The sequence below is a fragment of the Kribbella sp. NPDC023855 genome (assembly GCF_040639475.1).
GTDB lineage: Bacteria > Actinomycetota > Actinomycetes > Propionibacteriales > Kribbellaceae > Kribbella.
In genome coordinates this window covers 115,922-138,293 of the sequence record NZ_JBFAAA010000002.1, presented here as the reverse complement: position 1 = coordinate 138,293, position 22,372 = coordinate 115,922, and the positions used below count along the sequence as shown (strand labels likewise).

Below are 22,372 nucleotides of genomic sequence, written 5' to 3'. Positions count from 1 at the left end.
GGTTCGGCCGAGGAGAACACGTTTCCCTTACACAGCAAGAGAACCGGTCCGGATGTTTGTCAGCCATTTGGCCGACACGCCGCCCCCGGACAGAAGGCGGCCCCGGCGCTGGCTGCTCAACACCGGGGCTCTGGCAATCTGTACTTGCTACTCCTCCTGTGCCCTTTGTCTTGGCATTCATGCCGGGCCGGACGGAGGGTTCGGTCACATCAATTGCCCGGCCATTCGCCGGTCCAGCGTTCGAAAGCTTTCGCGCCACCGCGATCCACCACGGCTTTGACCACGGCGTACACGGCGCCTTGCAGAGCGGCGGCCAGCAGGATTTCCCGCCAGGGGTATTCGGACTGGAGAGCGTCGGGCGCATCGTCCTCGTCGCTGATCCGGCGCCAGATCTGCTTGAAGACTGCACTGGCGACCAGACCGCCCGCGATTCCCGACAGCAGCCCGAACGGGCGGTACGCGACCTTGGCGGCTTTGCTCACTTGCCTCGCCCCACGATCCACGCTGCCGCACCGACCCCGAGCGCCACGGCCCCACCGACTGCGGCAGTGGCCTTCGGGTGCTCCCGCACGGTCACCGGCGCGTGTTTCACCGCTGCCGGCACCTGCTTCGCCACCGCCGGCAGGTTCCGCGCGCCGTCCTTCGCCCGCTCACCCGCCGTCCCCGCGACCTGTACTGCGCGTCCGCGCGCCGTGCCCGCTGCCTCTACTGCGCGCCCGCGGGTCGTCCCCGCTGCCTGGGCCAGGCGGCCGCGCGCTGTGCCCGCCGCGTTCCCGGCGGCGTGGACCGCGCGGTGGCCGGCGCTGGCGGCCGACTCCTTGATCCGGCGGGGCACGTTCAGCTGGCGACTCAGCTCCTGGACGGTCTCCGCCAGGTGCCGGCGGGTCAGCTCCAGGTCAGCCCGCAGAGCTTCGGTCTCAGATGTCTTGGTAGTGGTCATGCGCTGAACTTTCCTCCCGGCTTGTGGCCCTTGAGAGCCTCGAGATCCTCGTGCATGCCTTCAACGGCCCGCTGCGGCATCGGCGGCGAGGCGTGCCCGACGTGCCGCTTGCCGAGCAGCCCGGCCACCGCCGCGACGGCGAACAGCACCACCGCCACGATCAATGCCGACAACCACGCCGGTACGGCGGTCGCGAGGCCGAGGATGGCCGCTGCGACCAGTGCGCCGACGCCGTACACGGCGACCGTGCCGGCGCCACCGAACAACCCGATGCCGATCCCGGCCTCTTTGCCCTTGTCCTTGAGCTCGGCCTTCGCCAGCTGCAACTCGTCGCGAACCAGCCGGCTCACGTCGCTGCTGAGCTGCGCCACCAAGGCCCCGACCTGCTGGTCCTGACGGTCTTCGCTGATTCTTTCGGGGTGCGTGGTCATGGTGGCCTGGTACCCACGGTCGGTGACGCCAAGCAGCCGATGCGGTACAGGACAGAAACTGACCGCCGGCGGCGATAGGTTCGGGACACCACACGATCGGGAGGGAACACGATGGACTGGAAGCTGGAACTCGTTCAGGTGCCGGTGTCGGATGTCGACCGGGCCAAGGAGTTCTACACCGAGAAGGCCGGCTTCAACGCCGACCACGACCACCAGGTCAACGACGAGCTGCGCTTCGTGCAGCTGACGCCGCCGGGCTCGGCGTGCTCGATCGCCATCGGTACCGGGATGCCGCAGGCCGAGCCGGGGTCGGTGCGCGGTCTCCAGATGGTCGTCGCGGACGTCGCCGCGGCCCGGGAGGAGCTGGCCGGCCGCGGGGTTGAGGTCAGCGAGCTGCAGGACTTCCCCTGGGGCAAGTTCGCCTTCTTCGAAGACCCGGACGGCAACAGCTGGGCCTTGCAGCAGCTGCCTGACTGGCGGTAGCCCCGCGGGCGGAGCGGATCCGCGGCCGATTTACAGATGGACAGTTCCGAAAAGTCCTTACCTGGTTGACGAATGAACGGATGGCAACCGGTGACCGGACAGTTCGAGATACGGCTGGGTCAGGAGCGGTGACCGGTTGTAAGGTGGCCTTTGGTTGAGCAGCCAGCCGGCGTTGGATGCGTCGACGACTGCGGTCGCTGCCGAGGACGACTATGACCGATCTGCACCATCACCCCATTCCTGCTGTACGACGCCGTAAATCCGTCTCCGCCCCTGTTCAGAAGTCTGGTGCCATGCCCGTTGCCACCCCCGTGCGTCCCAGCAGCGCACGTCCCGAGGCCGTTCACGTCAAGCTCGGCGGCCGCTGGATCGCCGGCCAGGCCCTGGCCCGGCGCAGCGGCGAGGTCCTGGTCAGCCACCACGGCCACCTGGTCTGGGTCGACCAGGAAGCCGTCCGTACCCCCTAGCCACCCGTCAGTCCCGCATCAGGCCCTGGCGGAGTTGTTCGAGGTACTGCGAGATCGGGCCGAAGGTAACCAGGCCGCTGCCGGCGGCGTGCTCGGCTGCGGCGGGGGTCAGGGCGTCGAGGGCTCGCTGCATCGTGGCGTGATCGTGGCGCGCGATGGCTTGGCGGGCGATCATGCACCAGTGGGCCTCGAGGAGGAGGTCGGGGCGTGGTTCGTCCGGTGGAGTCGCGGGCGCTAGTCCGAGGGAGTGCAGTGCGAGCGGAAGCAGGCCTTGCTCCAGGCCGGGCATCCCAGCACCATCCAGCAGTGCCGCGGCCTCCCGGTACGCCGACTCGTCGGCGGCTCGCATTGCGCGGTACCAGGTGGTGAACACCGCGACGAGTGGCAACTCGAACCGCTTCGACAACTCGTCCGCTGCCCGTGCGTGCTCGTCGGCGCCCTCGAAGTCTCCAAGCGCGCTGCGGGCCTGCAGCCGGATGAGGTGGCCCAGTACCGCGGTGGCCGGATCGAGGCGGTCGGCCAGCGCGATCAGCTCTCGGCCGATCTTGTCGCGCTCCGGAGCGAGTCCGGCCCGGTAGAAGGTGTGCATGAACAGGCCGTTCAGGGCGAAGGCCAGGAGCGCCGGGTCTTCCAGCCGCCTGGCGATGTCCACTGCCTCCCGAGCGGCGGCCAGGCCGCGAGTGCTGTTGCAGCCCCGCGATTCGAGCGCCACTGTCGCCAGTAGCCGAGCCCGAGCCGCCGGCTGCGTGATGGCAGGCAGGGTGCGCGCAGCTGCCGCGACGATCGCGTCCGCTTGCTCCTGATCGTCCGACCGCGTCCAGATCGCCGGTACGTCGTAGAGGCCGATCACCCGAGCCGTCAGCTCCGGGTCGCCCAGTTCCTCGGCTGCGGTGATGGCAGCCAGTCTGTGTTCGCGAGCCGCCTCCAGTCCGCTTCCGCCGGTCAGGGCGAGGTTGCGGAGCAGTCCGACCGTCGACTCCAGCCGTGCGCGTGCGCTGGTGGGCACTGCCCGGTCGTAGGCGGCAGTGGCTTGCGCCCAGACGTTTCCGGCGGGTGTGGGGTCCAGGTGGTCGGCCTGGTTGAGGATGTCCGTCTCCAGTCGCTGCAGCGCAGGGCTGGGGTCGACACCGAGTTGCTCGACGAGCAGGGTGCGGGCGTTGCGTAGTACTGCCAGTGCGTCGCCTTGGCGGTCGGAGCGGTAGAGCGCCAGAGCCAATAGTCGCCAGGCGTCCTCACGCCACGGGTGCTCGGTCACATGCGCATCCAGTGTCGGTACTGCGTCCGCGGCGAGGCCAAGTGCGAGCTGTGCCTCGGCATGTCGCTCGACGGCCGTCAGCCGCAGCTCAGTCAGCCGGGACCGCTCAGCGTGAGCCCAGGGCGCGTCGGCGAACCCGGCGTACGCCGGGCCGCGCCACCAGCTCAGCGCCTCCTCCAGCTCCTGCAGCGTCGCAGTACCGGCCACTGCCTGCTCGAAGCGCCAGGCGTCGACGTCAGTTGCCCTCAGGGCGTACCCAGGGCCTTCGGTGACCAGGAGTCGGGCTGGAGAACGTGGTGGGCGATCCGGCTCCAGGGCTCGTCTGAGGGCGGCGACGAAGGTGCGGACCGCGCTGGTCGCGCCGTCGGGCGGGACTGTCCAGAGATCGGCGACGAGCGAGTCCACCGGAACTACCCGGCCGCGAGCGACGATCAGGCGGGCCAGTACGGCGCGATGCCGCGGCCCCTTCAGTGCGAGCTCCACGCCGTCCCGCCAGGCCGTGACCGGTCCGAGTACGCCGAAAACCACCTGCACCCCGTCACCGTATAGCGCTGCTCATCGGATGCTCATCGGCGCGCGGCACGCTCCTGGGGTGTCAACGAAAGGACAGCAATGACCATCCCCGGTTTCGACTACCAGCGCGTGCAGGTGGCCGACGGTGTCGCCCTCAACGCCGCGGTAGGCGGTAGCGGCACCCCGATCGTGCTGCTGCACGGCTTCCCGCAGACCCACCTGATCTGGCGGCACGTCGCGGCCGACCTGGCTCGCGACCACACGGTGATCTGCCCCGATCTCCGCGGCTACGGCGACAGCGACAAACCGGCCGAGACCGACGGTACGGCGTACTCGAAGCGCACGATGGCCGCCGACATCGTCGCGCTGGCCGCGGCTCTCGGGCACGACCGGTTCGCCCTGGTCGGGCACGATCGTGGTGCCCTCGTCGCGTTCCGGGCCGGCCTCGACCACCCGGACAAGGTCACGCACCTGCTCTGCCTCGACGTCCTGCCGACGCTGGACATGTGGGACGCGATGCGCGGCGTCAACGCGGCCGTTGCCTTCCACCTCTACCTGATGGCCCAGCCACCCGGCCTGCCGGAGGAGCTGATCTCCGCCGCCCCGGATGCCTTCTTCGCCTACTTCCTCGATCTCTGGATCAAGGACCCGGCCGCGATCCCGGCCGACGTTCGCGCCGCCTACCTGAAGGCGTCTCGGGAGGCGGTGCCGTCGATCGTCGCCGACTACCGAGCGAGCGCCGGCATCGACATCGAGCACGACCGGGAAGACCTTGCCGCGGGCAACAAACTCCAGATGCCCGTGGCCGTCCTCCAGCAGGACTGGGGCGCCGCTCTGGGCTTCGACGCCGCAGCTCTCTGGTCCGCCTGGGCTCCCGACCTTCACCACGCCACCACCACAGCAGGCCACTTCATGGCCGAGGAAGCCCCCGCGGAAATCGTCAAGACGATCAGGCACCTGACGGATTAGCCGGCCGAGGGGTGCCAGACTCTGGGGGTGGAGTTGCGGCAGCTGGAGTACTTCGTGGCGGTGGCGCATGAGCGGAGTTTCACGCTCGCGGCGCGGCGGCTGCATGTCGTGCAGAGTGCGGTGAGTGCGGCGATCGCCTCGCTCGAGCGGGATCTGAAGGTCACGCTGTTCGAGCGGAGCGCACAGCGCGTCGTACTGACCGAAGCCGGTACTGCGCTGCTGCCCGAGGCGCTGGCTGTCATGGATGCCGTGCAGGGGGCGCGGGATGTCGTCGACGAGCTGGGCGCGGGGGTCCGCGGGACGGTTCGGGTCGGGCTGCTGCCGGGGCTCGGACTGGTCGATCTGCCGGCCGCAGCCGGTGAGTTCCGGCGGCGGCATCCGAACGTCGAGCTGCAACTGCGTGTCGAGCCCGAGGGGTCGGCCGGTGTCATCGTCGGACTGCGCAACGGTGACATCGACGTCGGGTTCCTCGGCGTCGGCGCGGGCAGCGTGCCGCGGGAGTTGACCGCTTGGGAGTTGCTCAAGGTGCCGCAGGTGCTCGCGGTGCCCACCGGTCACCGGTTCGCTCGGCGGCCGTCCGTCACGCTGGCCGAGCTCGCCGATGAAGCGTTCGTGGACTTCCCACCGGGGTTCGGCACCCGCACGCTGATCGACCAGAAGTTCGAGGCGGCCGGTATCGAGCGGCGCGTCGTGGTGGAGGCGCTCGGATCGAGAACGGCGTCCAGTTCGTCCGGCACGGCGTCGGCCTGGGAATCCTGCCCGGCTACGCGGTGGCCGCTGACGACAGGATCCGCGCGGTGCCGATCGTCGACGAGAACTTCCAGTGGTCCCTCTACATGGCCACCCTGCGCAAGCGGAAGCCGTCGGCCGCGCTGCGGGCGCTGCTCGGCCTGGCGACCGCTCATCTGCGTCACCCCGAAGGAACCGAGCTCGGTGCCGACCTGATGGATCAACATAACTGATTCATCCATCGACTTGAGTCGTTGGACTTGATCCATCGATGGCCACAAGATCGAAGTGTCAGCAAGTTCGGACAGCAGATCTTGAAGGAGCAAGGACGATGACGGAGAACGCAACCACCGCCGCCGAACGGGTCGCGATCGTGACCGGCGGCTCGCGGGGAATCGGCCGGGAGACCGCGGCCCGGCTCGGGCGCGACGGGTACGCCGTCGTGGTGACCTACAGCGGCAGTGCCTCGGCAGCCGACGAGGCGGTCAAGGAGGTCGAGCAGGCCGGCGGCCGGGCGATCGCAGTACAGGCCGATGTGGCCGACGAGACCGCGCTGAGCGCGTTGTTCGACCAGGCCGAGGAAGCCTTCGGTGGCGTCGACGTGGTCGTCCACGCGGCCGGTGTGATGCCGCTGTCTCCGCTGGCTGACCTCGACCTCGCGGACTTCGACCAGGTGATCCGGACCAACCTGCGCGGCACCTTCGTGGTCGACCAGCAGGCCGCCCGCCGGGTCCGCGCCGGCGGCGCGATCATCAACTTCTCCAGCTCGCTGACCAAGCTCGCCCGCCCGGGCTACTCGGCGTACGCCGCGTCCAAGGGCGGTGTCGAGGCGATCACCCTGATCCTGGCCCGCGAACTGCGCGGCCGCGACATCACCGTGAACGCGGTGGCACCCGGCCCGACCGCGACCGCCCTCTTCTTCGAGGGCAAGCCCCAGGAACTGGTCGACCGGATCGCCGCCGAACCCCCGCTGGAGCGGCTCGGCCGGCCCGAGGACATCGCCGAGATCGTCAGCTTCCTGGCCGGCCCGGCCCGCTGGATCAACGGCCAGGTCATCTACGCCAACGGAGGTTCGGCCGCATGACCACCAAGACGATCCTGATCAGCGGCGCCTCCAGCGGTTTCGGAGCGCTCACCGCTCGCGCCCTCGCCGACGCCGGCCACACCGTGTACGCCGGCATGCGCGACCTCGCCGGCCGCAACGCGACAGCGGCCACCGACGCCAAGCAGTACGCCGACGAGCACCGCGTCGACCTGCGGGCCGTCGAGCTCGACGTGAGCAGCGACGAGTCGGCCCGGCAAGCCGTGCAGACCGTGCTGGCCGAGCAGGGCAAGCTCGACGTACTGATCCACAACGCCGGACACATGGTCACCGGACCCGCCGAAGCGTTCACGCCAGAGCAGCTGGCCGACCTGTACGACACCAACGTCATCGGGACCCAGCGACTCAACCGGGCGGCCCTGCCGCAGCTCCGCGAACAAGGCGACGGTCTGGTCGTCTGGGTCGGCAGCTCCAGCACGCGAGGCGGCACCCCGCCGTACCTCGCTCCGTACTTCGCCGCGAAGGCCGGGATGGACGCGTTGGCGGCTAGCTACGCGTTGGAGCTGGCCAGGTTCGGGATCGAGACCACGATCATCGTGCCCGGCGCCTTCACCAGCGGGACCAACCACTTCGCCCACAGCGGCAAGCCGGCCGACACGGCGGTGGTCGCCGCCTACGACACGAAGTACGCGGGCCTGATGGAACAGGTCTCCCAGAAGCTGGCCGAGCTCGAGCCGGAGTGGGCCGACGTGACCGAGGTCGCCCGGGCAATCGTGACCGTGGTCGACACCGAGAAGGGCAAACGCCCGTTCCGAGTACACATCGACCCCTCCGACGACGGCTCGGCCGTAGTCAACGCCGTCGCCGACCGAGTACGCGCCGAACTACTACGCCGAGTCGACCTCGCCGACCTCCTCCACCCAACGGCCTGACAGTCCTGCTGTTGGTCTTCTGCATGGTGCTTGGTGAGCGGCGCAGGCTCGTTCTGCGATCCTGCCAAACTGGTTGCCCGAGGCAATGTCGTGTGACGGTCAACTACCGGCTGGGAGGTCGCGGAAGTGCGACTTCTGGGATTCGCTCTGACCCGTGATGTCCCGCGAGCGAGAGCGCTGGCGGGACATCAGTCGGCCGGATTCAGCTGGCGCAGCCGGACCAGAGGACCGCCCGGCCGTAGCCGTAGTCGCGGTCGCCGGCCGCGTCGTAGGCACTGCCGCGTTCGAACAGGTAGGAGGCCGTGTTGTGGCCGACGGCATCGATCGCGTACTGCGTCCCGTCCGGGCGGGCCACGATCGCCTTGCCGCCGTCGTCGGTGTAGGTGACGTCACCGGAGCCGTTGACCCCGTCCAGGATCTTCGGGAAGCTGGCGACCTCCGTGCTCAGCGTCGTGAAGAGGGCGCCACCGTAGCCGCCGTCGAGGCTCTGATAGCCGATGAACCAGTTGCCGCGCACCTGCCTCAGCCCAACGGATGCCCCATTCTTGCCGGTCACCCGTTCACCCTCGGTGTCCCAGTTCCTCCAGATCATGCCGAACGCGCCGGCCTCGGTGTAGAAGTTGCCGATGACGACACCGGCCTCGTTGATGTCTCTGGCCTCCGCCGAGCCGGCCGCTGAGCCGGTCGCAAGCAGGCGCCGCGGCTCCCCGGCGGCCGGCCAGACGATGGCGCTCGAAGTGCTGCTGGCCTCGTCCAAGCCGGAGCCGACGACATCGCCCCGGTCGTTGAGTGCCTTGACGGAGATATTGACCAGGCCGGCGGGCATCGCGAGCTTCCGGTGGGTGCCATCGGAGTAGAGCCAGGGCTGCCTCTGTCCGTCGGGGTTCACGGTGAACCCGAGGACGACGCCCCGGCTGTTGACGTCGACCACAAAGGATCGGCCGTCCGGCACCGGGCCGAGCAGGCTCGGCTCACCCGCGGTCCAGAGCAGCGGCGTGAGGCGGCCGTCCGGTTGCTGGATGTGGCCGACCTGGTACCGGCCGGTGACGTCGGAGCTGGCCAGGCTGCTGTGGACGTTGGACGGAGTGCCCGCCGGCAGCCTGAGCTCGGTCGCGACACAGGTGGACGACTCGGCGGCAGCCGGTGAGACCCCGGTGACGACGGCCCCGGCCAGGACCGCGGACATCACCATCGCGGCCGACCGGTGGACGGATATACGCATCAATGCTCCCTGATCAGAAGTTCTGGACAACCACATCCGGCTTGATGCTGGGATCGGGCCGGCGGTTATTCGTTTCGACAGAGTTCAAAAGGTCCGCCGCTGCCGACCAGTGGATGGGGGTGTCGGGTGTGGGTGGCATGCTCTGCGGGGTAGGTGGTTGAGCGGCAGGGGGTGTGGTGGCGGCCTTGGATGTGGAGCAGGTGCTTGGGTTGGCGCCGGACCCCGCATCGGCCAAAGCTGCCCAGAGTCTGGCGCGGGGAGCCAAGTGGTCCGGCCTCGGAAGCTCGGAGCGCGCGCTGTGGGGGTTGTGCCAAGGCAGCGGGAAGAAGCCGTACCAGACAGTCGTGGACCGGAGCGGGCCTGCGTTCAAGTGCTCCTGCCCTAGCCGCAAGTTCCCCTGCAAGCACGCACTCGGGCTCATGCTGCTGGCCGCGACCGGTGAAGTGCCCGAGGCGCCAGAGCCCGAGTGGGCGGCGAGCTGGCTGGAGGACCGGGCAGCGCGAGCCGACCGCCCCGAGCGGAAGCCGGGTGAGGTCGCTGACCCGCTTGCCGCGCAGCAGCGGGTCGCGCGACGGGCGGACCGGGTCTCGGCCGGGATGGCCGAGCTGGAGAGCTGGCTGGACGACCAGGTACGCCGAGGGCTCGGCGGCTTCGAGCAGCGCGGGTACTCCGAACTGAGCCGGCTGGCCGCGCGCATGGTGGACGCCCAGGCTCCAGGAGTAGCAGGCGCCGTACGCCGAGCCGCCGCCGTCGTCGGCCGCGGTCACGGCTGGCCGGGCGAGCTCCTGGAAGAGCTGTCCCTCATCCACCTCATCGTGGCCGCGCATGGCCAGCTCAGCGAGCTCCCGCCGTCACTGGCCGACACCGTCCAGTCCCGGATCGGCTGGACCGTCGAGACCGCCCGGGTACTGGCCGAAGGTGAGAAGGTGGAGGACGACTGGCTGGTCCTCGGCCGGGTCATCGAGCCGGACGACTACCTGACTGTACGACGCCTCTGGCTGCGCGGCTCCAGCACTGGACGGCTGGCCCTGATCCTCAACTTCGCAGCCGGCGGACGCCAACTGGACCCCCTCCCGGCCCGCCCCGGCGAGCTTGTCCCTGCAGTGCTCTCCTACTACCCAGGCGTCCTCCCCATGCGAGCGCTGCTGACCCAGACATCCCCACGTCTGGCCTCCCCGCCCCCCGCAGGCCTCAACGCCAAGCAGGCACTTGCCTCGTACGTCGAATCCCTGGCCGCCGACCCGTGGAACGAGCGCTGGCCACTAGTGCTCGCAGACGTCCGCCCAGCCCGCAACGGCGAGAACTGGGCGCTGGTAGACGACAGTGGCGACGCCCTCGAAGTCCTACCCGGCGTAGACCTCTGGAAGCTGCTGACCGTCTCCGCAGGCGACCCAGTGACCGTGGCCGGCGAGTGGAACCGTGCAGGCTTCAAGCCGATGACCTGCTGGGACGGCGACCGCCCGGTGGTGTTGTCATGAGGGGCTGGGACGGCCTGGTCAGCTCCGCGCTGCTCGGCACCGAGCGGCGACCGCCACACTTCGAAGAACTGCCCCCACAGCTCCAGGAACAGTTGGGTGAAGGTGGCCTGCTCGACGCGGCCGCCCTGGCGACTCTCTACAAGCGGGCCGGTCGTAAGCCGCTGGAAGGCCTGACGCCGATCCCAGCGGCACAAGGCGACGACAGGCCGCTCCCCAGACCGGCAGCGATCCGCCGCCTGGCCGCGATGCTCACCGGCTTCCAGACCGCGGCTCTCGGCGAGTGGCTTCGCGTGGCGGACAGCAAGGGCTGGGGTGTCCCGCCGGAGCACCTCCCCGCCTTGGCCGACTACGCGCGCGGCAGGGCGGAGTACCGGCCGTTGGTTGTGAGGGCGGCGGGGCGGCGGGCGAGCTGGCTGGCTGATCTCAACCCTGACTGGCGGTTCCTGCACGCGGCAGTTGTCGAGGGCAACGATCGCTGGACGCACGGGAACCCGACCCAGCGCCGCAGCTGGTTGCGCGCGCGTCGCCAGAGCGATCCGGCCGGGGCGTTGGAGGCCTTGCGAGAGGTCTGGCCGACCGAGGCGGCTCCATCGCGGCTGGACTTTCTCAACCTGCTCGCCGACAACTTGTCGATCGGCGACGAGGAGTTCCTCGAGCACGCGCTGGATGACCGTGCCAAGGATGTCCGCCGGGCCGCGGCCGGGTTGCTCGCGCGGATCCCGGGTTCGCAGTACGGGCAGCGGATGGCTCAGCGGGTCTGGTCGCATCTGACTGTCAGCCAAGGCGTCATTGCTGTGGACCTCCCGACGAGGTTGACCAAGGCGATGGAGCGTGATGGCATCGATCCGGAGCCGCAGGAGGGAATCGGCAAGCGGGCTTGGTGGTTCCGCCAGCTGGCTGCCGCGGCGCCGTTGTCGACCTACGAGGTGAGCTATCTCCAGCTCGACGTCGAAGGTTGTTCGCCTGAGGTGCTGCAGGTGGCCTGGGCGCAGGCTGCTGTCCGGGAAGGGTCGGCCGAGTGGGCTCGCGCCTTGCTGCAGGCGAATGCGAAGACCGGCAACAGGGTCGCCGAGTTGCTCCGGGTCCTACCGTCCGAGGAATGGGTGCCGGCGATCGAGATGCTGCGCAACCGGGTGGACCTGACCGACCTGGTCGGCGGCCTGCCCGTGCCCTGGCCCGCGACGCTTGCCACCAGCATCCTTGACCAGCTGGCCAAGGTCGGGACCGCCAGGAATTGGGCGAGGCTGGCCAGCATCGCGGCCCGCGCCGTACCGGCCGAAGTACTGGACCATCCGATCACCCGCGAGCCGACCGGTGAGGAAGACACCTGGCGGCGGCGTCTTGTCGAGACCTTGATCTTCCGTCGGGAAATGTACGAGGAGCTGTCATGACTGAGGTACTGCGCCCGCACGCCGAGGACGAGTACGCCGAGGAGCTGGCCGCGCTGGCCGCGACCGACGACCGGCCCCGGCCGCCCGCGTGGAAGCTGTCGCCTGCCGCGGTGGTGACCTACTTGCTCGGCGGCAAGGCGGGAGACGTGGAGATCACCCCCAAGTACGTCGGTCCGCGCCGGCTCGTCGAGGTCGCGGTCGCCACCCTCGCGACGGATCGCGCGCTGTTGCTGCTCGGCGTACCGGGGACGGCGAAGACGTGGGTCAGCGAGCATCTGGCCGCGGCGATCTCCGGTGACTCGACGCTGCTGGTCCAGGGCACGGCGGGCACGGCCGAGGAGTCGATCCGGTACGGCTGGAACTATGCGCAGCTGATCGCCCAGGGCCCCAGTGAGACCGCGCTGGTGCCGAGTCCGGTGTTCCGGGCGATGGCCGACGCGAAGATCGCCCGGATCGAGGAGCTGACCCGGATGCCGTCCGACGTCCAGGACGCGCTGATCACGATCCTGTCCGAGAAGGCGCTGCCGATCTCCGAGCTGGGCACGGAAGTCCAGGCCCGCAAGGGATTCAACGTCATTGCCACCGCCAACGATCGCGACAAGGGCGTGAACGAGCTGTCGAGCGCGTTGCGGCGGCGGTTCAACACGGTCGTGCTGCCGTTGCCGGACGACGCCGAGGACGAGGTCGGGATCGTCTCCCGGCGGGTCGCGCAGCTCGGCTCGTCACTCGAGCTGCCGCAGCAGGACGATGCGCTGGACGAGATCCGCCGGGTCGTGACGGTCTTCCGCGAACTGAGGTCCGGGCGGACCGAGGACGGCCGGACCGCGGTCAAGTCGCCGTCCGGCACGCTGTCGACGGCCGAGGCGATCAGTGTGGTCACCGGCGGACTCGCGCTGGCGGCGCACTTCGGCGACGGCGTCCTGCGCTCGAACGACGTGGCCGGCGGCATCCTCGGCGCGGTGGTGAAGGACCCGTCGGCGGATCGGGTGGTCTGGTCGGAGTATCTCGAAACCGTCGTCCGCGAGCGGGACGGCTGGGCGGACTTCTATCGGGCTTGCCGGGACATCTCAGGATGACCGTCCATCTCTTCGGCATCAGGCATCACGGTCCGGGGTCGGCCCGGGCGCTCGCGGCTGCCCTGGCGGAGCTGCGCCCCGACATTGTGCTGATCGAGGGACCGCCGGAGGCCGACAAGGTGGTCGAGCTGGCCGCGTCCGAGGAGATGGTGCCGCCGGTCGCGTTGCTGGCCTATGCGGCGGATGACTCGACGAGGGCCGCGTTCTGGCCGTTCGCGGTGTTCAGTCCCGAGTGGCAGGCGATCAGGCACGCGTTGGCGGCCGGCGTGCCGGTGCGGTTCTGCGATCTGCCGGCGGCGTACCAGTTCGGCAGCTCGGAGCGTGGTGATCGCCGGGGGTTGTCGGCCGACCCGTTGGCGACGCTCGCCGCAGCGGGTGGGTACGACGATCCCGAGCGCTGGTGGGACGACGTCATCGAGCACCGGCGCGACGGTGCCGAGCCGTTCACCGTGATCGCCGAGGCGATGACGGAGTTGCGGCGTGGTGAGGAGGCGACCGGGCGCGAGGCGCAACGCGAGGCCTACATGCGCACGACGTTGCGCAAGGCAATCAAAGAGGGCTTCGAACGCATCGCGGTCGTCTGTGGCGCCTGGCACGTGCCGGCCCTGCAAATCCCGTTGCCCCCGGCAACACATGACCAGCGGATCCTGAAAGGCCTGCCGAAGCGCAAGGTCGCCTGCACCTGGGTGCCCTGGACGCACGGCCGGCTGGCAAGCTCCAGCGGGTACGGCGCAGGCGTCACCTCACCCGGCTGGTATCACCACCTGTTCACCGCGCCCGACCAGATCACCACCCGCTGGCTCACGAAGGTCGCCCAGGTACTACGCGCCGAAGACCTCCCCGTGTCGAGTGCTCACGTGATCGAGGCTGTCCGGTTGGCCGACACGCTGGCCGCATTGCGGGAACGGCCGCTGGCCGGGTTGAGCGAAGTCACCGAGGCCACGCGGGCGGTGATGTGCAACGGCAACGACGTGCTGCTCGACCTGGTGACTCGCGAAGCGGTCGTCGGCGAGTTGCTGGGCGAAGTACCGGCTGAGACTCCGCAAGCGCCGGTGGCGGCCGACCTTGCGGCGCAGGCGCGACGGTTGCGATTGAAGCGGGACGCCGCCGAGCGGGTGGTGGACCTGGACCTGCGCAAGCCGAACGATCTGGAGAAGTCGCGGCTGCTGCATCGGCTGCGGATCCTTGGCATCGACTGGGGTATACCGACTGCCGACGAACGCCGGAACCAAGGCACCTTCCGGGAGATGTGGACGCTCGCCTGGGATCCGGGCCTCGAGGTCGAACTGGTTGCTGCGGGCGCCCATGGGACGACCGTGCTGGGAGCAGCGACGGCGACGATGCTCAAGGCGGCCGAAGAGTCGGCCACGCTGGCTGAGGTCACCGCGGCGCTGGAACGCTCGCTGCTGGCCGACCTGGCCGATGCGTTGCCGACGTTGTTGCAAGGCGTCGACACCCGGGCCGCGAAGGATGCCGATGTCGGGCACCTCATGGCCGCGCTGCCTGCCCTCGCGCGCTCCGCCCGCTACGGCGACGTACGGGGATCTTCGGCTGAAGGACTCGGTCTGGTCGCCGGGCGGATGGTCTCGCGGGTGTGCGCCGGTCTGGGGAGGACCGTGCACGGTCTCGATCCGGACGCGGCCGCCTCGGTGCTCGAACTCATCGACGGGGTGCAGGACGCGACGGCCTTGCTGGCTGAAGAGGTCCGGCTCGAATGGCTGGCCACGCTGGAGGGTTTGAGCGATCGGCCGTCCGTGCCGCCGTTGATCGCCGGCCGGCTGACCCGGCTGATGCTCGACACCTCGCGACTGGAGGCCGGCGAGGTCGCACTACGGCTCGGACGTGCCTTGTCTCCCGGTACTCCGACGGGCGACGCGGCCGGCTATGTCGAGGGGTTCCTGGCCGGCGGCGGACTCCTGCTGGTCCACGACGAACGGTTGCTCGCGCTGGTCGACACCTGGCTGGCCGCGATTCCCGATGACGCGTTCCTGGAGGCGTTGCCGCTGCTCCGGCGTACCTTCGGGACGTTCGCCTCGCCGGAGCGTCGCTCGATCGGCGACCGGGCCCGGGCCCTCGGCGACCCGACGGCCACCGTCTTTGCCGATGACAACGAACTCGACTCGTTGCTGGCGGCATCTGTTCTGCCGGTGGTCAAGCGATTGCTGGGGGTGTGACGATGCCGGACGCCGAACGCATGCGGCGCTGGCGGATGGTGCTCGGCAGCGAGGCCGACCCAGAGTCCGGCACGACACTGTCCGGCCCCGATCGCGCCGTCGACGCCGCCCTCGCGGCCTTGTACGACGCCGAGCGCGGCGAGCCCGGCACGAAACGGTCGGCCGGGTTGGGCTCCTCGGCGCCTCGCGTCGCGCGGTGGCTCGGCGACATCCGGCAGTACTTCCCGAGCACGGTCGTTCAGGTGATGCAGCGCGACGCGGTCGAGCGGCTCGGCATCACCCGGATGCTGATGGAGCCTGAGCTGCTCAACGCGGTCGAGCCCGACGTCCACCTGGTCAGCACGCTGCTCGCGCTGAACGAGGTGATGCCCGAGGAGACCAAGCAGACCGCCCGCGAGGTGGTCGGCCGTGTGGTTGCCGAGCTGGAGGCAAGGCTGGCCGAGCGAACGCGGGCGGCCGTGTCAGGTGCCCTCGACCGGGCGGGTCGCACCGGGCGGCCGCGGCACTCGGACATCGACTGGGATCGCACGATCCGCGCCAACCTCAAGCACTTCTCGCCGACCCTCGGCACGATCGTCCCGGATCGGCTGGTCGGCTATGCGCGACGCAACCACAGTGTCCAGCGGGACGTAGTACTGGCGATCGACCAGTCGGGGTCGATGGCCGAGTCGGTCGTCTACGCGAGTTTGTTCGGCGCAGTACTGGGCTCGATGCGCGCGTTGCGGACCAGCCTCGTCGTCTTCGACACGGCCGTGGTCGACCTCACCGACGAGCTGGACGATCCGGTGGACGTCCTGTTCGGCACCCAGCTCGGCGGTGGCACCGACATCAACCGCGCCGTCGCGTACTGCGAACAGCTCATCACCAGACCCGGCGAAACCGTGATGGTGCTGATCAGCGATCTGTACGAAGGCGGCATCCGCGAGGAACTGTTGCGGCGGGCCCGCAACCTGGTCGAGTCCGGTGTCCAGCTGATCGCCCTGCTGGCACTGTCCGACTCGGGCACACCGTCGTACGACGCGGACAATGCAGCGGCACTGGCCGATCTCGGCGTCCCAACCTTCGCCTGTACGCCGGAACTCTTCCCCGACCTGATGGCGGCCGCGATCCGCCGGGACGACATCTCCGCCTGGGCGGCCACCAACCTCGCGGACTGAGCTGGGCCCGAGCGGGTGGTTGACTGAGTCCCATGCGGATCGTGACGATGAACGCGTTCTTGCCCGGCTACACCAACATCGCCGGCTGGGCCGAGGAACACGGCCACGAGATCGTCCTGGTGGTCACCCCACCGGCCGGTGCGAGCGACCGCTACGACCCGGCCGCGAAACCGTTCGTGGTGGAACTGCCGCGAACCGCGAACGTGCTGGTCACCGGCAAGCTGCGTACCGTCGCGGCGCCCGTGATCGCGGCGCTGGAACCGGATCTGGTCATCTCGGCCGCCTTCCCGCGGTTGATCCCGGCGGAGATCCTGAAGATCCCGACGTACGGCGCGGTCAACCTGCACCCGTCGGCGCTGCCCGCCGGGCGCGGTCCCAACCCGGTGCGGCTGGTGTACGAAGGCGCCACCACCGTCGGGGCGACGCTGCACCGGACCGAGGCGGAGTTCGACACCGGCGCGATCCTCAGCCAGCGCGAGCGGCCGCTGCCCGAGGAGCTGACCGGCCCGGCGATCTTCCAGGCGTGGCGCGAGATGCTGCGCGAAGTACTGGAAGAGGGAGCTGCCCGGGCGTTCGCGGGTGATCCCGGGATGCCGCAGGATCCGGCGCTGGCCTCCGATGCGCCGATGTTCACGCCTGAGGAGCAGGTACTCCGGCTGACCGAGCCGGGCGCAGTACTGGTCCGCAAGTCCGCGGCCCTGAACGTCCTCGAACCCAAGACCAAAGTCCTCGTCGCCGGCACCAAGCAGCCCGTACGCCGGATCGAACTCATCTCCGCGGGCGAACAGTCCTCACAACCCGGCGAGATCATCACCTACCACACCAACGGCTGGACGGTCCGCTGCGCCGACGGCATCGTCCGCCTCTACACCTCCTGATCGCGCTGGGAATGGCGCGGGCCGAGTGGTGGTTCTGGGAAGTGGTTGACGACTGCGCGATGAGTGGAGCTGACACGCAATGAGCACGATCGAGCTGACCCGGTTCAAGGTGTCGGAGGACAAGGCCGACGAGCTGCTGGCCGCCCGGCCCGGAATGCTCGCGGACTTCGCGGCCGACCGCACCGGTTTCGTCGGCGCCCAGCTCGTCCGCCTGCCCGGCGGTGAGTGGCTGGACATCGTCGAATGGGAAACCCCCGAAGACCTCGCCGCCTCCCGCGAAAAGGGCGCCAACCTCCCCGGCATCGCCCGCTTCTTCGCCGCCATCGACAGCCTGGTCACCGCCGAAGAGGGCACCCTCGCGGCCTGACCTCAGTCGGCCAGTTCGAGGATGTCGATCTCGGTGCCCGGGTCGGCGTCGGCGAAGCGGAGGGCCCAGCGGACCGCGTCGTCCTTGGAGTCGACCCGGATGATGGAGACGCCCGCGACCAGTTCCTTGGTCTCGGCGAACGGGCCGTCCAGGACGCGGGGCGCGCCGTCGTCGCCGGGGAACGTCACCCGGGCGCCGCGCGAGCTCGGCATCAGCCCCTCAGCGGTGCACAGCACGCCGGCCTGACGCATCTCCTCGAGGACCTCGTCGGCGCGGGCCAGCATCTCCGGATCGGGCGCCTGTCCCGCCTCGAGTTTCTCGTTGGTCTTGTGCAGCAGCATGTAGCGCACCGGCTCCACCCTTCCTCGCCATCACCTGAGAGTTCTGACGGTAGCGCTCGCAGCCGGTCCGCGCGGATCAACCGACCGACGATTTTCCGACCGTCACCCAGAAGCTCTCCGGACCCCGCGCGCGAGCTCGAGCCGGTTCATGTGCCAAGGCTCGGTCATAATCGATCATTCGGCCGGGCGATGGGATGAGCGGGATCGCGGGGCGGTATCGGCGGCGGGCGGGGGAGTTCGAGCGGAAGGTCGCGGGCGTGCGGCCTGAGCAGTGGGGGAACCAGTCGCCGTGTGCGAAGTGGTCGGCGCGGGATGTGGTCGACCACGTCGTGATGATGCACGGCGTCATGCTCAGGCCGGTGGGGCGGACGCTGGAGGCGGCCAACGATCCGTTGACGGCGTTCCGGCAGGCGAGAGCGGCCGTCGAGGCGGTGCTTGCCGATCCTGAGCTGTCCGCCCAACTGTGCGAGACGCCGACCGGGCAGATGACGGTGGAGGACCAGATCGACCAGGTCGTGAGTGACGACCTGGTTCTGCACGGCTGGGATCTCGCCCGCGCGACCGGCCAGGACGAGACGATGGATCCGGTTGACGTGGAGCGGTTGTGGACCAGCACCTCCGCGATCCCAGCCGACGTGATCGAGAAATACCGCACTCCGGACGCTTTCGGCCCCGGCATCGAGGTCTTCGGCGCCGAGGTCCCCGTCCCGGCGGATGCTCCGCTGCAGGACAGATTGCTCGGCTACATCGGCCGTCAGCCCTGACGCGGCGGGGCGTAGTACGTGGTGGGAGCGGATGCTCTCGGGAGGCTTTCGAGAGCGGGAGCCAGGGCGTCCGGACTATGGATCAGCACGGAGTCGCCGCGAGCAACGGTCGGCGACAGGTACTCGTGGCCGGGGAGCTCGGCGACGGCGGTTCGGCAGCCTAGGACCATGCCTTCGAAGAGGGCTGTGGTCGAGACGCCGACCTGGTACGTCGCGGAGGTCAGCAGCGCCAAGGTGTTGCCGGTCGACATCCGGACACCCGCCGGCAACGCATAGTCCGTACTGCGCTCGCTCGGGTGCAGGTGGAAGGTCACGTGGAGGTCCGGCCGGGCGGACGCCAGCGCACCGGCGTACTCGAGAAGGGCTGGGCCGATCGTGCCCTGGGACAGGAAGACCACCAGGCGCGGGTCCTTCGCGGCCAACTCCGCGGGGGACAGCGGTGAGATGAAGGAGGCGCCGGCCACCTCGGCCTTCATCCCGGCGGGCAGCTCGGCGACATCGGTCCAGTACGAGCCGAAGCACCACAGCTCATCCGGCTGGTCGGCCACTTCGGGGCGGCCGGGATAGCTGTAGCCGAGGTGGTACGGGCTGATCGCGCCGTGCTGCAGTTCCACGACACGGATCCCGAGATCGCGGGCGGCCCCGACGATGTGCTGGTGGAAGTACGCGACCACGACGTACACGGTCTTGATCCGTCGGCGCTTGAGCAGCGAGCGGTAGAGCGCGCGGAGCCGGGTGTGCTTGGGAACCTCACGGGCGACGAGCGCCGCGACCGGTACCTTGACGCCCGTCCCGGCCTCCAGGGCTGCGGCGATCTCGGCGCACCGGGCATGCACCTTTCGGCTGCGGACAGCCCCGGCGGCCGAGGTGAAGAAGTCGAGGTTGTGGCTGCCCTTCAGCGGGATGCCGTTGATGCCCGAGTCCAGGATCAGAGCCGAGTCGCCGAGTTCGGCGCGCAGTGAGTCGGTGTAGATCTCGACACCGCCCGGTTTCCGCGGATGCGGTACCACCAGCGCGTCGTACGAGCCGCGGGCCAGGAAGGGGTTCCGGGTGACCGTGCCGGCCACGTGCTTGCCGACCAGACGGGCCTGGTCGGCGCGAGTACGGCGTACCGGGTGGGGATCGCCATGCAGGCCGCTGCGGCGGGTCAACTCATGGAAGATGCGCATCCGGATGATCGGCCACGGGCGCACGCCGTCGATCTGCCAGCTCAGCAGGTCCAGCTCCCGCTCCACCGCCCACACCGCCTGGCACAGCGTCGTCACTGTCAGGATGGTGCCGCTCCCGGTACTCGTCGTGGTTGATCCCTACTATCCCCGCGAGGCTGCCGATGCCCGAGAAGAACCGGCGGACAGCCTTCAGCACGAAAGCCTTGCGGACCAGTACCAGACCGCCGAGACCGAAGAACACGGCCGACACGATCCGGGCCAAAGAATAGGCCAGTACCAGGAGGTAGCCGCGCAGGCCCGGCCGGATCAGCAGCCGGCTGATCGAGTCGCCGCTACCGGAGCGGAAGGCGCGACGGACCAGCCAGGACAGCGTCGTACGAGAGGCCGGCACGTGTTCGTGGATCTGGGCTTCCTCGCACCAGACAATCCGGTAGCCGGCCCGGTGCACGCGGAGGAAGAAGTGCAGGTCGCTGGAGCCGGTGTAGCGGAAGGCGGGATGGAAGCTCGGCGTCAGCGAGTGGTAGACGTGCTGGGCGACCAGGGTGTTGTTCGTGTACGCCTTGTTCCGGATTTCGCCGGTCTGGTGGCGCCCGGTGGAGTCGTGCACGTCGCTGTGCCGGTTCCAGGCCGGGGCGCCGGGCGGAAGGATGCCCCGGACCGGCCCGGTGACCACGTCCGCGCCGGTGGAGCGCCAGGCGCGCAGCATGGTGGCCAGCCAGCCGGGCGGTGCGACCTCGTCGTCGTCGACGAAGATCAGCGCGTCGTCGTGCCAGGCGAGCAGCACCGATTTCTCCCGGGCGAAGGGGATTCCGGGCTCCGGTTCGGTCGCCGCCTCGATCGGGTAGCGGGCGTCCTTGGCCGCGCGCTGGATCACCTCGCGCGCACTGCCCTCGTCGTCGTTGTCGACCACAATGATCCGGACGGCGAAATCGTCGTCGTCGGGAAGTTCTTGCGCCTGCAGGCTGTCCAGCAGGGCTGCCAGGAGAGCGGGTCGCCGAAAGGTGATGACGGCGATCGCGACCCTGGTGCTCATGCCGACCGACAATATCTGCTGACCACGGTCAGGCGTCAGTTCGCCCGTGGGTCGAACGCCTCGTGAAATGTGCTGTTAACGCCGCGCCGGGGATTCCTGTACCTACGACTGGGTACAGTGCCGAGGTGGAGACAGCGGAACGGTTGATCCGCAGTACCCAGGAACTGCTCTGGGAGCGCGGTTACGTAGGGACCAGCCCGAAGGCGATCCAGCTCGCCGCGGACGCCGGTCAAGGCAGCATGTACCACCACTTCAGCGGCAAGGCCGAGCTGGCCAAAGCCGCCATCGAGCGGTCCGCGGACGAGCTGCGGACGGCCGCCGAGGAGCAGTTCGCCGGCCCCGGTTCGGCCACCGAGCGGATCGCGGCCTATCTGCGGCGTGACCGCGACGTGCTCAAGGGCTGCCGGATGGGCCGGCTCACCGCCGACCCGGACGTGATGGCCGACCCGGTACTACGCGCGCCGGTCGCCGAGACGTTCGGCTGGCTGCGCGGCAGGCTCGCCGAAATCATTGCCGAAGGCAAAGAATCGGGCGAGTACCCGGACTCGCTGGACCCGGAGCGGACGGCGGCGACGATCGCGGCCGTACTGCAGGGCGGCTACGTGCTGGCCCGCGCGGCCGGGTCGAACGAACCTTTCGAACTGGCCATCGAGGGCTTGGTCGACCTGCTCGAAGGAGTCGCCTCGTGAGGATCGGTGCCGTCTTCCCGCAGCTCGAGATCGGGGCCGACCCCAAGGTCGTGCGCGACTGGACCGAGACCGTCGAAGCGGCCGGTTACACGCATGTGGTCGCCTACGACCACGTGCTCGGGGCCGACCCGGCGAACCGGCCCGGCTGGAAGGGGTACACCGATCAGTCGCAGTTCCACGAAGTCTTCGTGCTCTTCGGATACATGGCCGCCATCACCACGTCGCTGGAGCTCGTCACCGGCGTCCTGGTGCTGCCGCAACGCCAGACCGCGCTGGTCGCCAAGCAGGCCGCCGAGGTCGACGTACTGAGTGGCGGCCGGTTGCGGCTGGGGGTTGGCATCGGCTGGAACGAGGTCGAGTACCAGGCGCTCGGGGTTCCCTTCAGCCAGCGTGGGGCCCGGCTGACCGAGCAGGTCGAGTTGCTGCGCAGGTTGTGGGCTGAGCCGGTCATCTCCACGACGGGCCAGTTCCACGAGGTAGTCGAGGCCGGGCTCAATCCGTTGCCGCCCCGGCGGAGTATCCCGATCTGGTTCGGCGGCAACGCGGACGCTGCCCTTCGGCGTACCGGCCGGATCGGTGACGGGTGGATGCCGCAGAGCGCGCCGAACGACCGGGCTCGTTCGCAGGTCGAGCTGGTCCGCGCCGCCGCGGTGGAGGCCGGCCGCGATCCGGCGGAGGTCGGGATCGAGGCGCGGCTCACGCTGGGCGCAGTACCGGAAAAGGAGTGGCCCGGGTTCGTGGCCGGCTGGCGTGAGCTGGGCGCGACGCATCTGGGCGTGAATACGATGGGCTTCGGACTGGACAAGCCCGAAGACCACGCCGCCGTACTGCGAGACGTCCTGCCACTGCTGCGGGACAGCTAGGAGAACTCC

24 protein-coding genes and 1 pseudogene are annotated in these 22,372 nt (G+C 69.4%); 17 read left to right on the top strand and 8 right to left on the bottom strand.

The window, feature by feature from the left end; all coding sequences use genetic code 11:
• Positions 1-209 precede the first annotated feature (209 nt).
• From AB0F51_RS06350 to AB0F51_RS06340, 3 genes are read right to left on the bottom strand one after another with little or no spacing between them, the layout of a single operon-like run.
• The gene (locus AB0F51_RS06350) at positions 210-482 is read right to left on the bottom strand and encodes a DUF4235 domain-containing protein (protein WP_360274945.1); all 273 of its coding nucleotides are present in this window, start codon (positions 480-482) and stop codon (positions 210-212) included.
• Positions 479-940: a DUF3618 domain-containing protein gene (locus AB0F51_RS06345; RefSeq protein ID WP_360274942.1), complete on the bottom strand. Its 462-nt coding sequence runs from the start codon at positions 938-940 to the stop codon at positions 479-481. The genes AB0F51_RS06350 and AB0F51_RS06345 overlap by 4 nt, the downstream gene beginning before the upstream one ends.
• A complete protein-coding gene (locus AB0F51_RS06340; RefSeq protein ID WP_360274939.1) occupies positions 937-1,371 on the bottom strand; it encodes a phage holin family protein in 435 nt (144 codons plus the stop codon). Before AB0F51_RS06340 ends, AB0F51_RS06345 begins: the two co-directional genes overlap by 4 nt.
• Positions 1,372-1,482: 111 nt before the next feature.
• Here AB0F51_RS06340 and AB0F51_RS06335 point away from each other — a divergent pair, with 111 nt between their 5' ends.
• Positions 1,483-1,854, top strand: coding sequence for a glyoxalase superfamily protein (locus AB0F51_RS06335; protein WP_360274937.1), 372 nt, complete (start codon positions 1,483-1,485; stop codon positions 1,852-1,854).
• 293 nt (positions 1,855-2,147) lie between these two features.
• Positions 2,148-2,321, top strand: coding sequence for a hypothetical protein (locus AB0F51_RS06330; RefSeq protein WP_360274934.1), 174 nt, complete (start codon positions 2,148-2,150; stop codon positions 2,319-2,321).
• Between the two features lie 7 nt (positions 2,322-2,328).
• On the opposite strand, the gene AB0F51_RS06325 is transcribed toward AB0F51_RS06330, so the two are convergent.
• On the bottom strand, positions 2,329-4,110 hold the full coding sequence (locus AB0F51_RS06325; protein ID WP_360274931.1) for a BTAD domain-containing putative transcriptional regulator: 1,782 nt from the start codon (positions 4,108-4,110) through the stop codon (positions 2,329-2,331).
• 78 nt (positions 4,111-4,188) lie between these two features.
• Here AB0F51_RS06325 and AB0F51_RS06320 point away from each other — a divergent pair, with 78 nt between their 5' ends.
• From AB0F51_RS06320 to AB0F51_RS06300, 5 genes and pseudogenes are all read left to right on the top strand, one after another.
• A complete protein-coding gene (locus AB0F51_RS06320; protein WP_360274928.1) occupies positions 4,189-5,058 on the top strand; it encodes an alpha/beta hydrolase in 870 nt (289 codons plus the stop codon).
• Positions 5,059-5,085: 27 nt separating this feature from the next.
• A pseudogene (locus AB0F51_RS06315) lies at positions 5,086-5,748 on the top strand (LysR family transcriptional regulator); the annotation flags it as partial.
• Between the two features lie 17 nt (positions 5,749-5,765).
• On the top strand, positions 5,766-6,020 hold the full coding sequence (locus AB0F51_RS06310; RefSeq protein ID WP_360277218.1) for a LysR substrate-binding domain-containing protein: 255 nt from the start codon (positions 5,766-5,768) through the stop codon (positions 6,018-6,020).
• A gap of 98 nt (positions 6,021-6,118) precedes the next feature.
• On the top strand, positions 6,119-6,871 hold the full coding sequence (locus tag AB0F51_RS06305; RefSeq protein ID WP_360274926.1) for an SDR family oxidoreductase: 753 nt from the start codon (positions 6,119-6,121) through the stop codon (positions 6,869-6,871).
• Positions 6,868-7,761 (top strand): SDR family oxidoreductase, encoded by an 894-nt coding sequence (locus tag AB0F51_RS06300; RefSeq protein ID WP_360274923.1) that lies wholly within the window; start codon positions 6,868-6,870, stop codon positions 7,759-7,761. The genes AB0F51_RS06305 and AB0F51_RS06300 overlap by 4 nt, the downstream gene beginning before the upstream one ends.
• A gap of 202 nt (positions 7,762-7,963) precedes the next feature.
• Here the strand turns inward: AB0F51_RS06300 and AB0F51_RS06295 are convergent, their stop codons facing one another.
• On the bottom strand, positions 7,964-8,983 hold the full coding sequence (locus AB0F51_RS06295) for a hypothetical protein (RefSeq protein WP_360274921.1): 1,020 nt from the start codon (positions 8,981-8,983) through the stop codon (positions 7,964-7,966).
• A gap of 176 nt (positions 8,984-9,159) precedes the next feature.
• On the opposite strand from AB0F51_RS06295, the gene AB0F51_RS06290 reads away from it, so the two are divergent.
• From AB0F51_RS06290 to AB0F51_RS06260, 7 genes are all read left to right on the top strand, one after another.
• A complete protein-coding gene (locus tag AB0F51_RS06290) occupies positions 9,160-10,461 on the top strand; it encodes an SWIM zinc finger family protein (RefSeq protein WP_360274919.1) in 1,302 nt (433 codons plus the stop codon).
• A complete protein-coding gene (locus AB0F51_RS06285; RefSeq protein WP_360274916.1) occupies positions 10,458-11,852 on the top strand; it encodes a DUF5691 domain-containing protein in 1,395 nt (464 codons plus the stop codon). The genes AB0F51_RS06290 and AB0F51_RS06285 overlap by 4 nt, the downstream gene beginning before the upstream one ends.
• The gene (locus AB0F51_RS06280; protein WP_360274913.1) at positions 11,849-12,928 is read left to right on the top strand and encodes an AAA family ATPase; all 1,080 of its coding nucleotides are present in this window, start codon (positions 11,849-11,851) and stop codon (positions 12,926-12,928) included. Before AB0F51_RS06285 ends, AB0F51_RS06280 begins: the two co-directional genes overlap by 4 nt.
• Positions 12,925-15,102, top strand: coding sequence for a DUF5682 family protein (locus AB0F51_RS06275; protein ID WP_360274910.1), 2,178 nt, complete (start codon positions 12,925-12,927; stop codon positions 15,100-15,102). Before AB0F51_RS06280 ends, AB0F51_RS06275 begins: the two co-directional genes overlap by 4 nt.
• Positions 15,099-16,259, top strand: a complete 1,161-nt coding sequence (locus AB0F51_RS06270) for a VWA domain-containing protein (RefSeq protein WP_360274908.1) — start codon at positions 15,099-15,101, stop codon at positions 16,257-16,259. The genes AB0F51_RS06275 and AB0F51_RS06270 overlap by 4 nt, the downstream gene beginning before the upstream one ends.
• Positions 16,260-16,291: 32 nt before the next feature.
• Positions 16,292-17,137: a formyltransferase family protein gene (locus AB0F51_RS06265; protein ID WP_360274905.1), complete on the top strand. Its 846-nt coding sequence runs from the start codon at positions 16,292-16,294 to the stop codon at positions 17,135-17,137.
• Positions 17,138-17,216: 79 nt separating this feature from the next.
• On the top strand, positions 17,217-17,504 hold the full coding sequence (locus tag AB0F51_RS06260; protein ID WP_360274903.1) for an antibiotic biosynthesis monooxygenase: 288 nt from the start codon (positions 17,217-17,219) through the stop codon (positions 17,502-17,504).
• A gap of 2 nt (positions 17,505-17,506) precedes the next feature.
• On the opposite strand, the gene AB0F51_RS06255 is transcribed toward AB0F51_RS06260, so the two are convergent.
• A complete protein-coding gene (locus tag AB0F51_RS06255) occupies positions 17,507-17,845 on the bottom strand; it encodes a YciI family protein (RefSeq protein ID WP_360277215.1) in 339 nt (112 codons plus the stop codon).
• 194 nt (positions 17,846-18,039) lie between these two features.
• On the opposite strand from AB0F51_RS06255, the gene AB0F51_RS06250 reads away from it, so the two are divergent.
• A complete protein-coding gene (locus tag AB0F51_RS06250; protein WP_360274900.1) occupies positions 18,040-18,609 on the top strand; it encodes a TIGR03086 family metal-binding protein in 570 nt (189 codons plus the stop codon).
• Here the strand turns inward: AB0F51_RS06250 and AB0F51_RS06245 are convergent.
• Both AB0F51_RS06245 and AB0F51_RS06240 read right to left on the bottom strand, forming a co-directional pair.
• Positions 18,600-19,874 (bottom strand): hypothetical protein, encoded by a 1,275-nt coding sequence (locus AB0F51_RS06245; protein ID WP_360274897.1) that lies wholly within the window; start codon positions 19,872-19,874, stop codon positions 18,600-18,602. The genes AB0F51_RS06250 and AB0F51_RS06245 overlap by 10 nt on opposite strands.
• Entirely contained in the window at positions 19,762-20,811 is a 1,050-nt protein-coding gene (locus AB0F51_RS06240; protein WP_360274894.1) for a glycosyltransferase, read from the bottom strand. The genes AB0F51_RS06245 and AB0F51_RS06240 overlap by 113 nt, the downstream gene beginning before the upstream one ends.
• A 125-nt stretch (positions 20,812-20,936) precedes the next feature.
• Between AB0F51_RS06240 and AB0F51_RS06235 the strand changes: the two genes are divergently transcribed.
• A complete protein-coding gene (locus AB0F51_RS06235) occupies positions 20,937-21,500 on the top strand; it encodes a TetR/AcrR family transcriptional regulator (RefSeq protein ID WP_360274891.1) in 564 nt (187 codons plus the stop codon).
• Complete coding sequence (locus AB0F51_RS06230; protein WP_360274889.1) at positions 21,497-22,363, top strand: LLM class F420-dependent oxidoreductase; 867 nt, start codon at positions 21,497-21,499, stop codon at positions 22,361-22,363. Before AB0F51_RS06235 ends, AB0F51_RS06230 begins: the two co-directional genes overlap by 4 nt.
• The last annotated feature ends 9 nt before the right edge of the window (positions 22,364-22,372 follow it).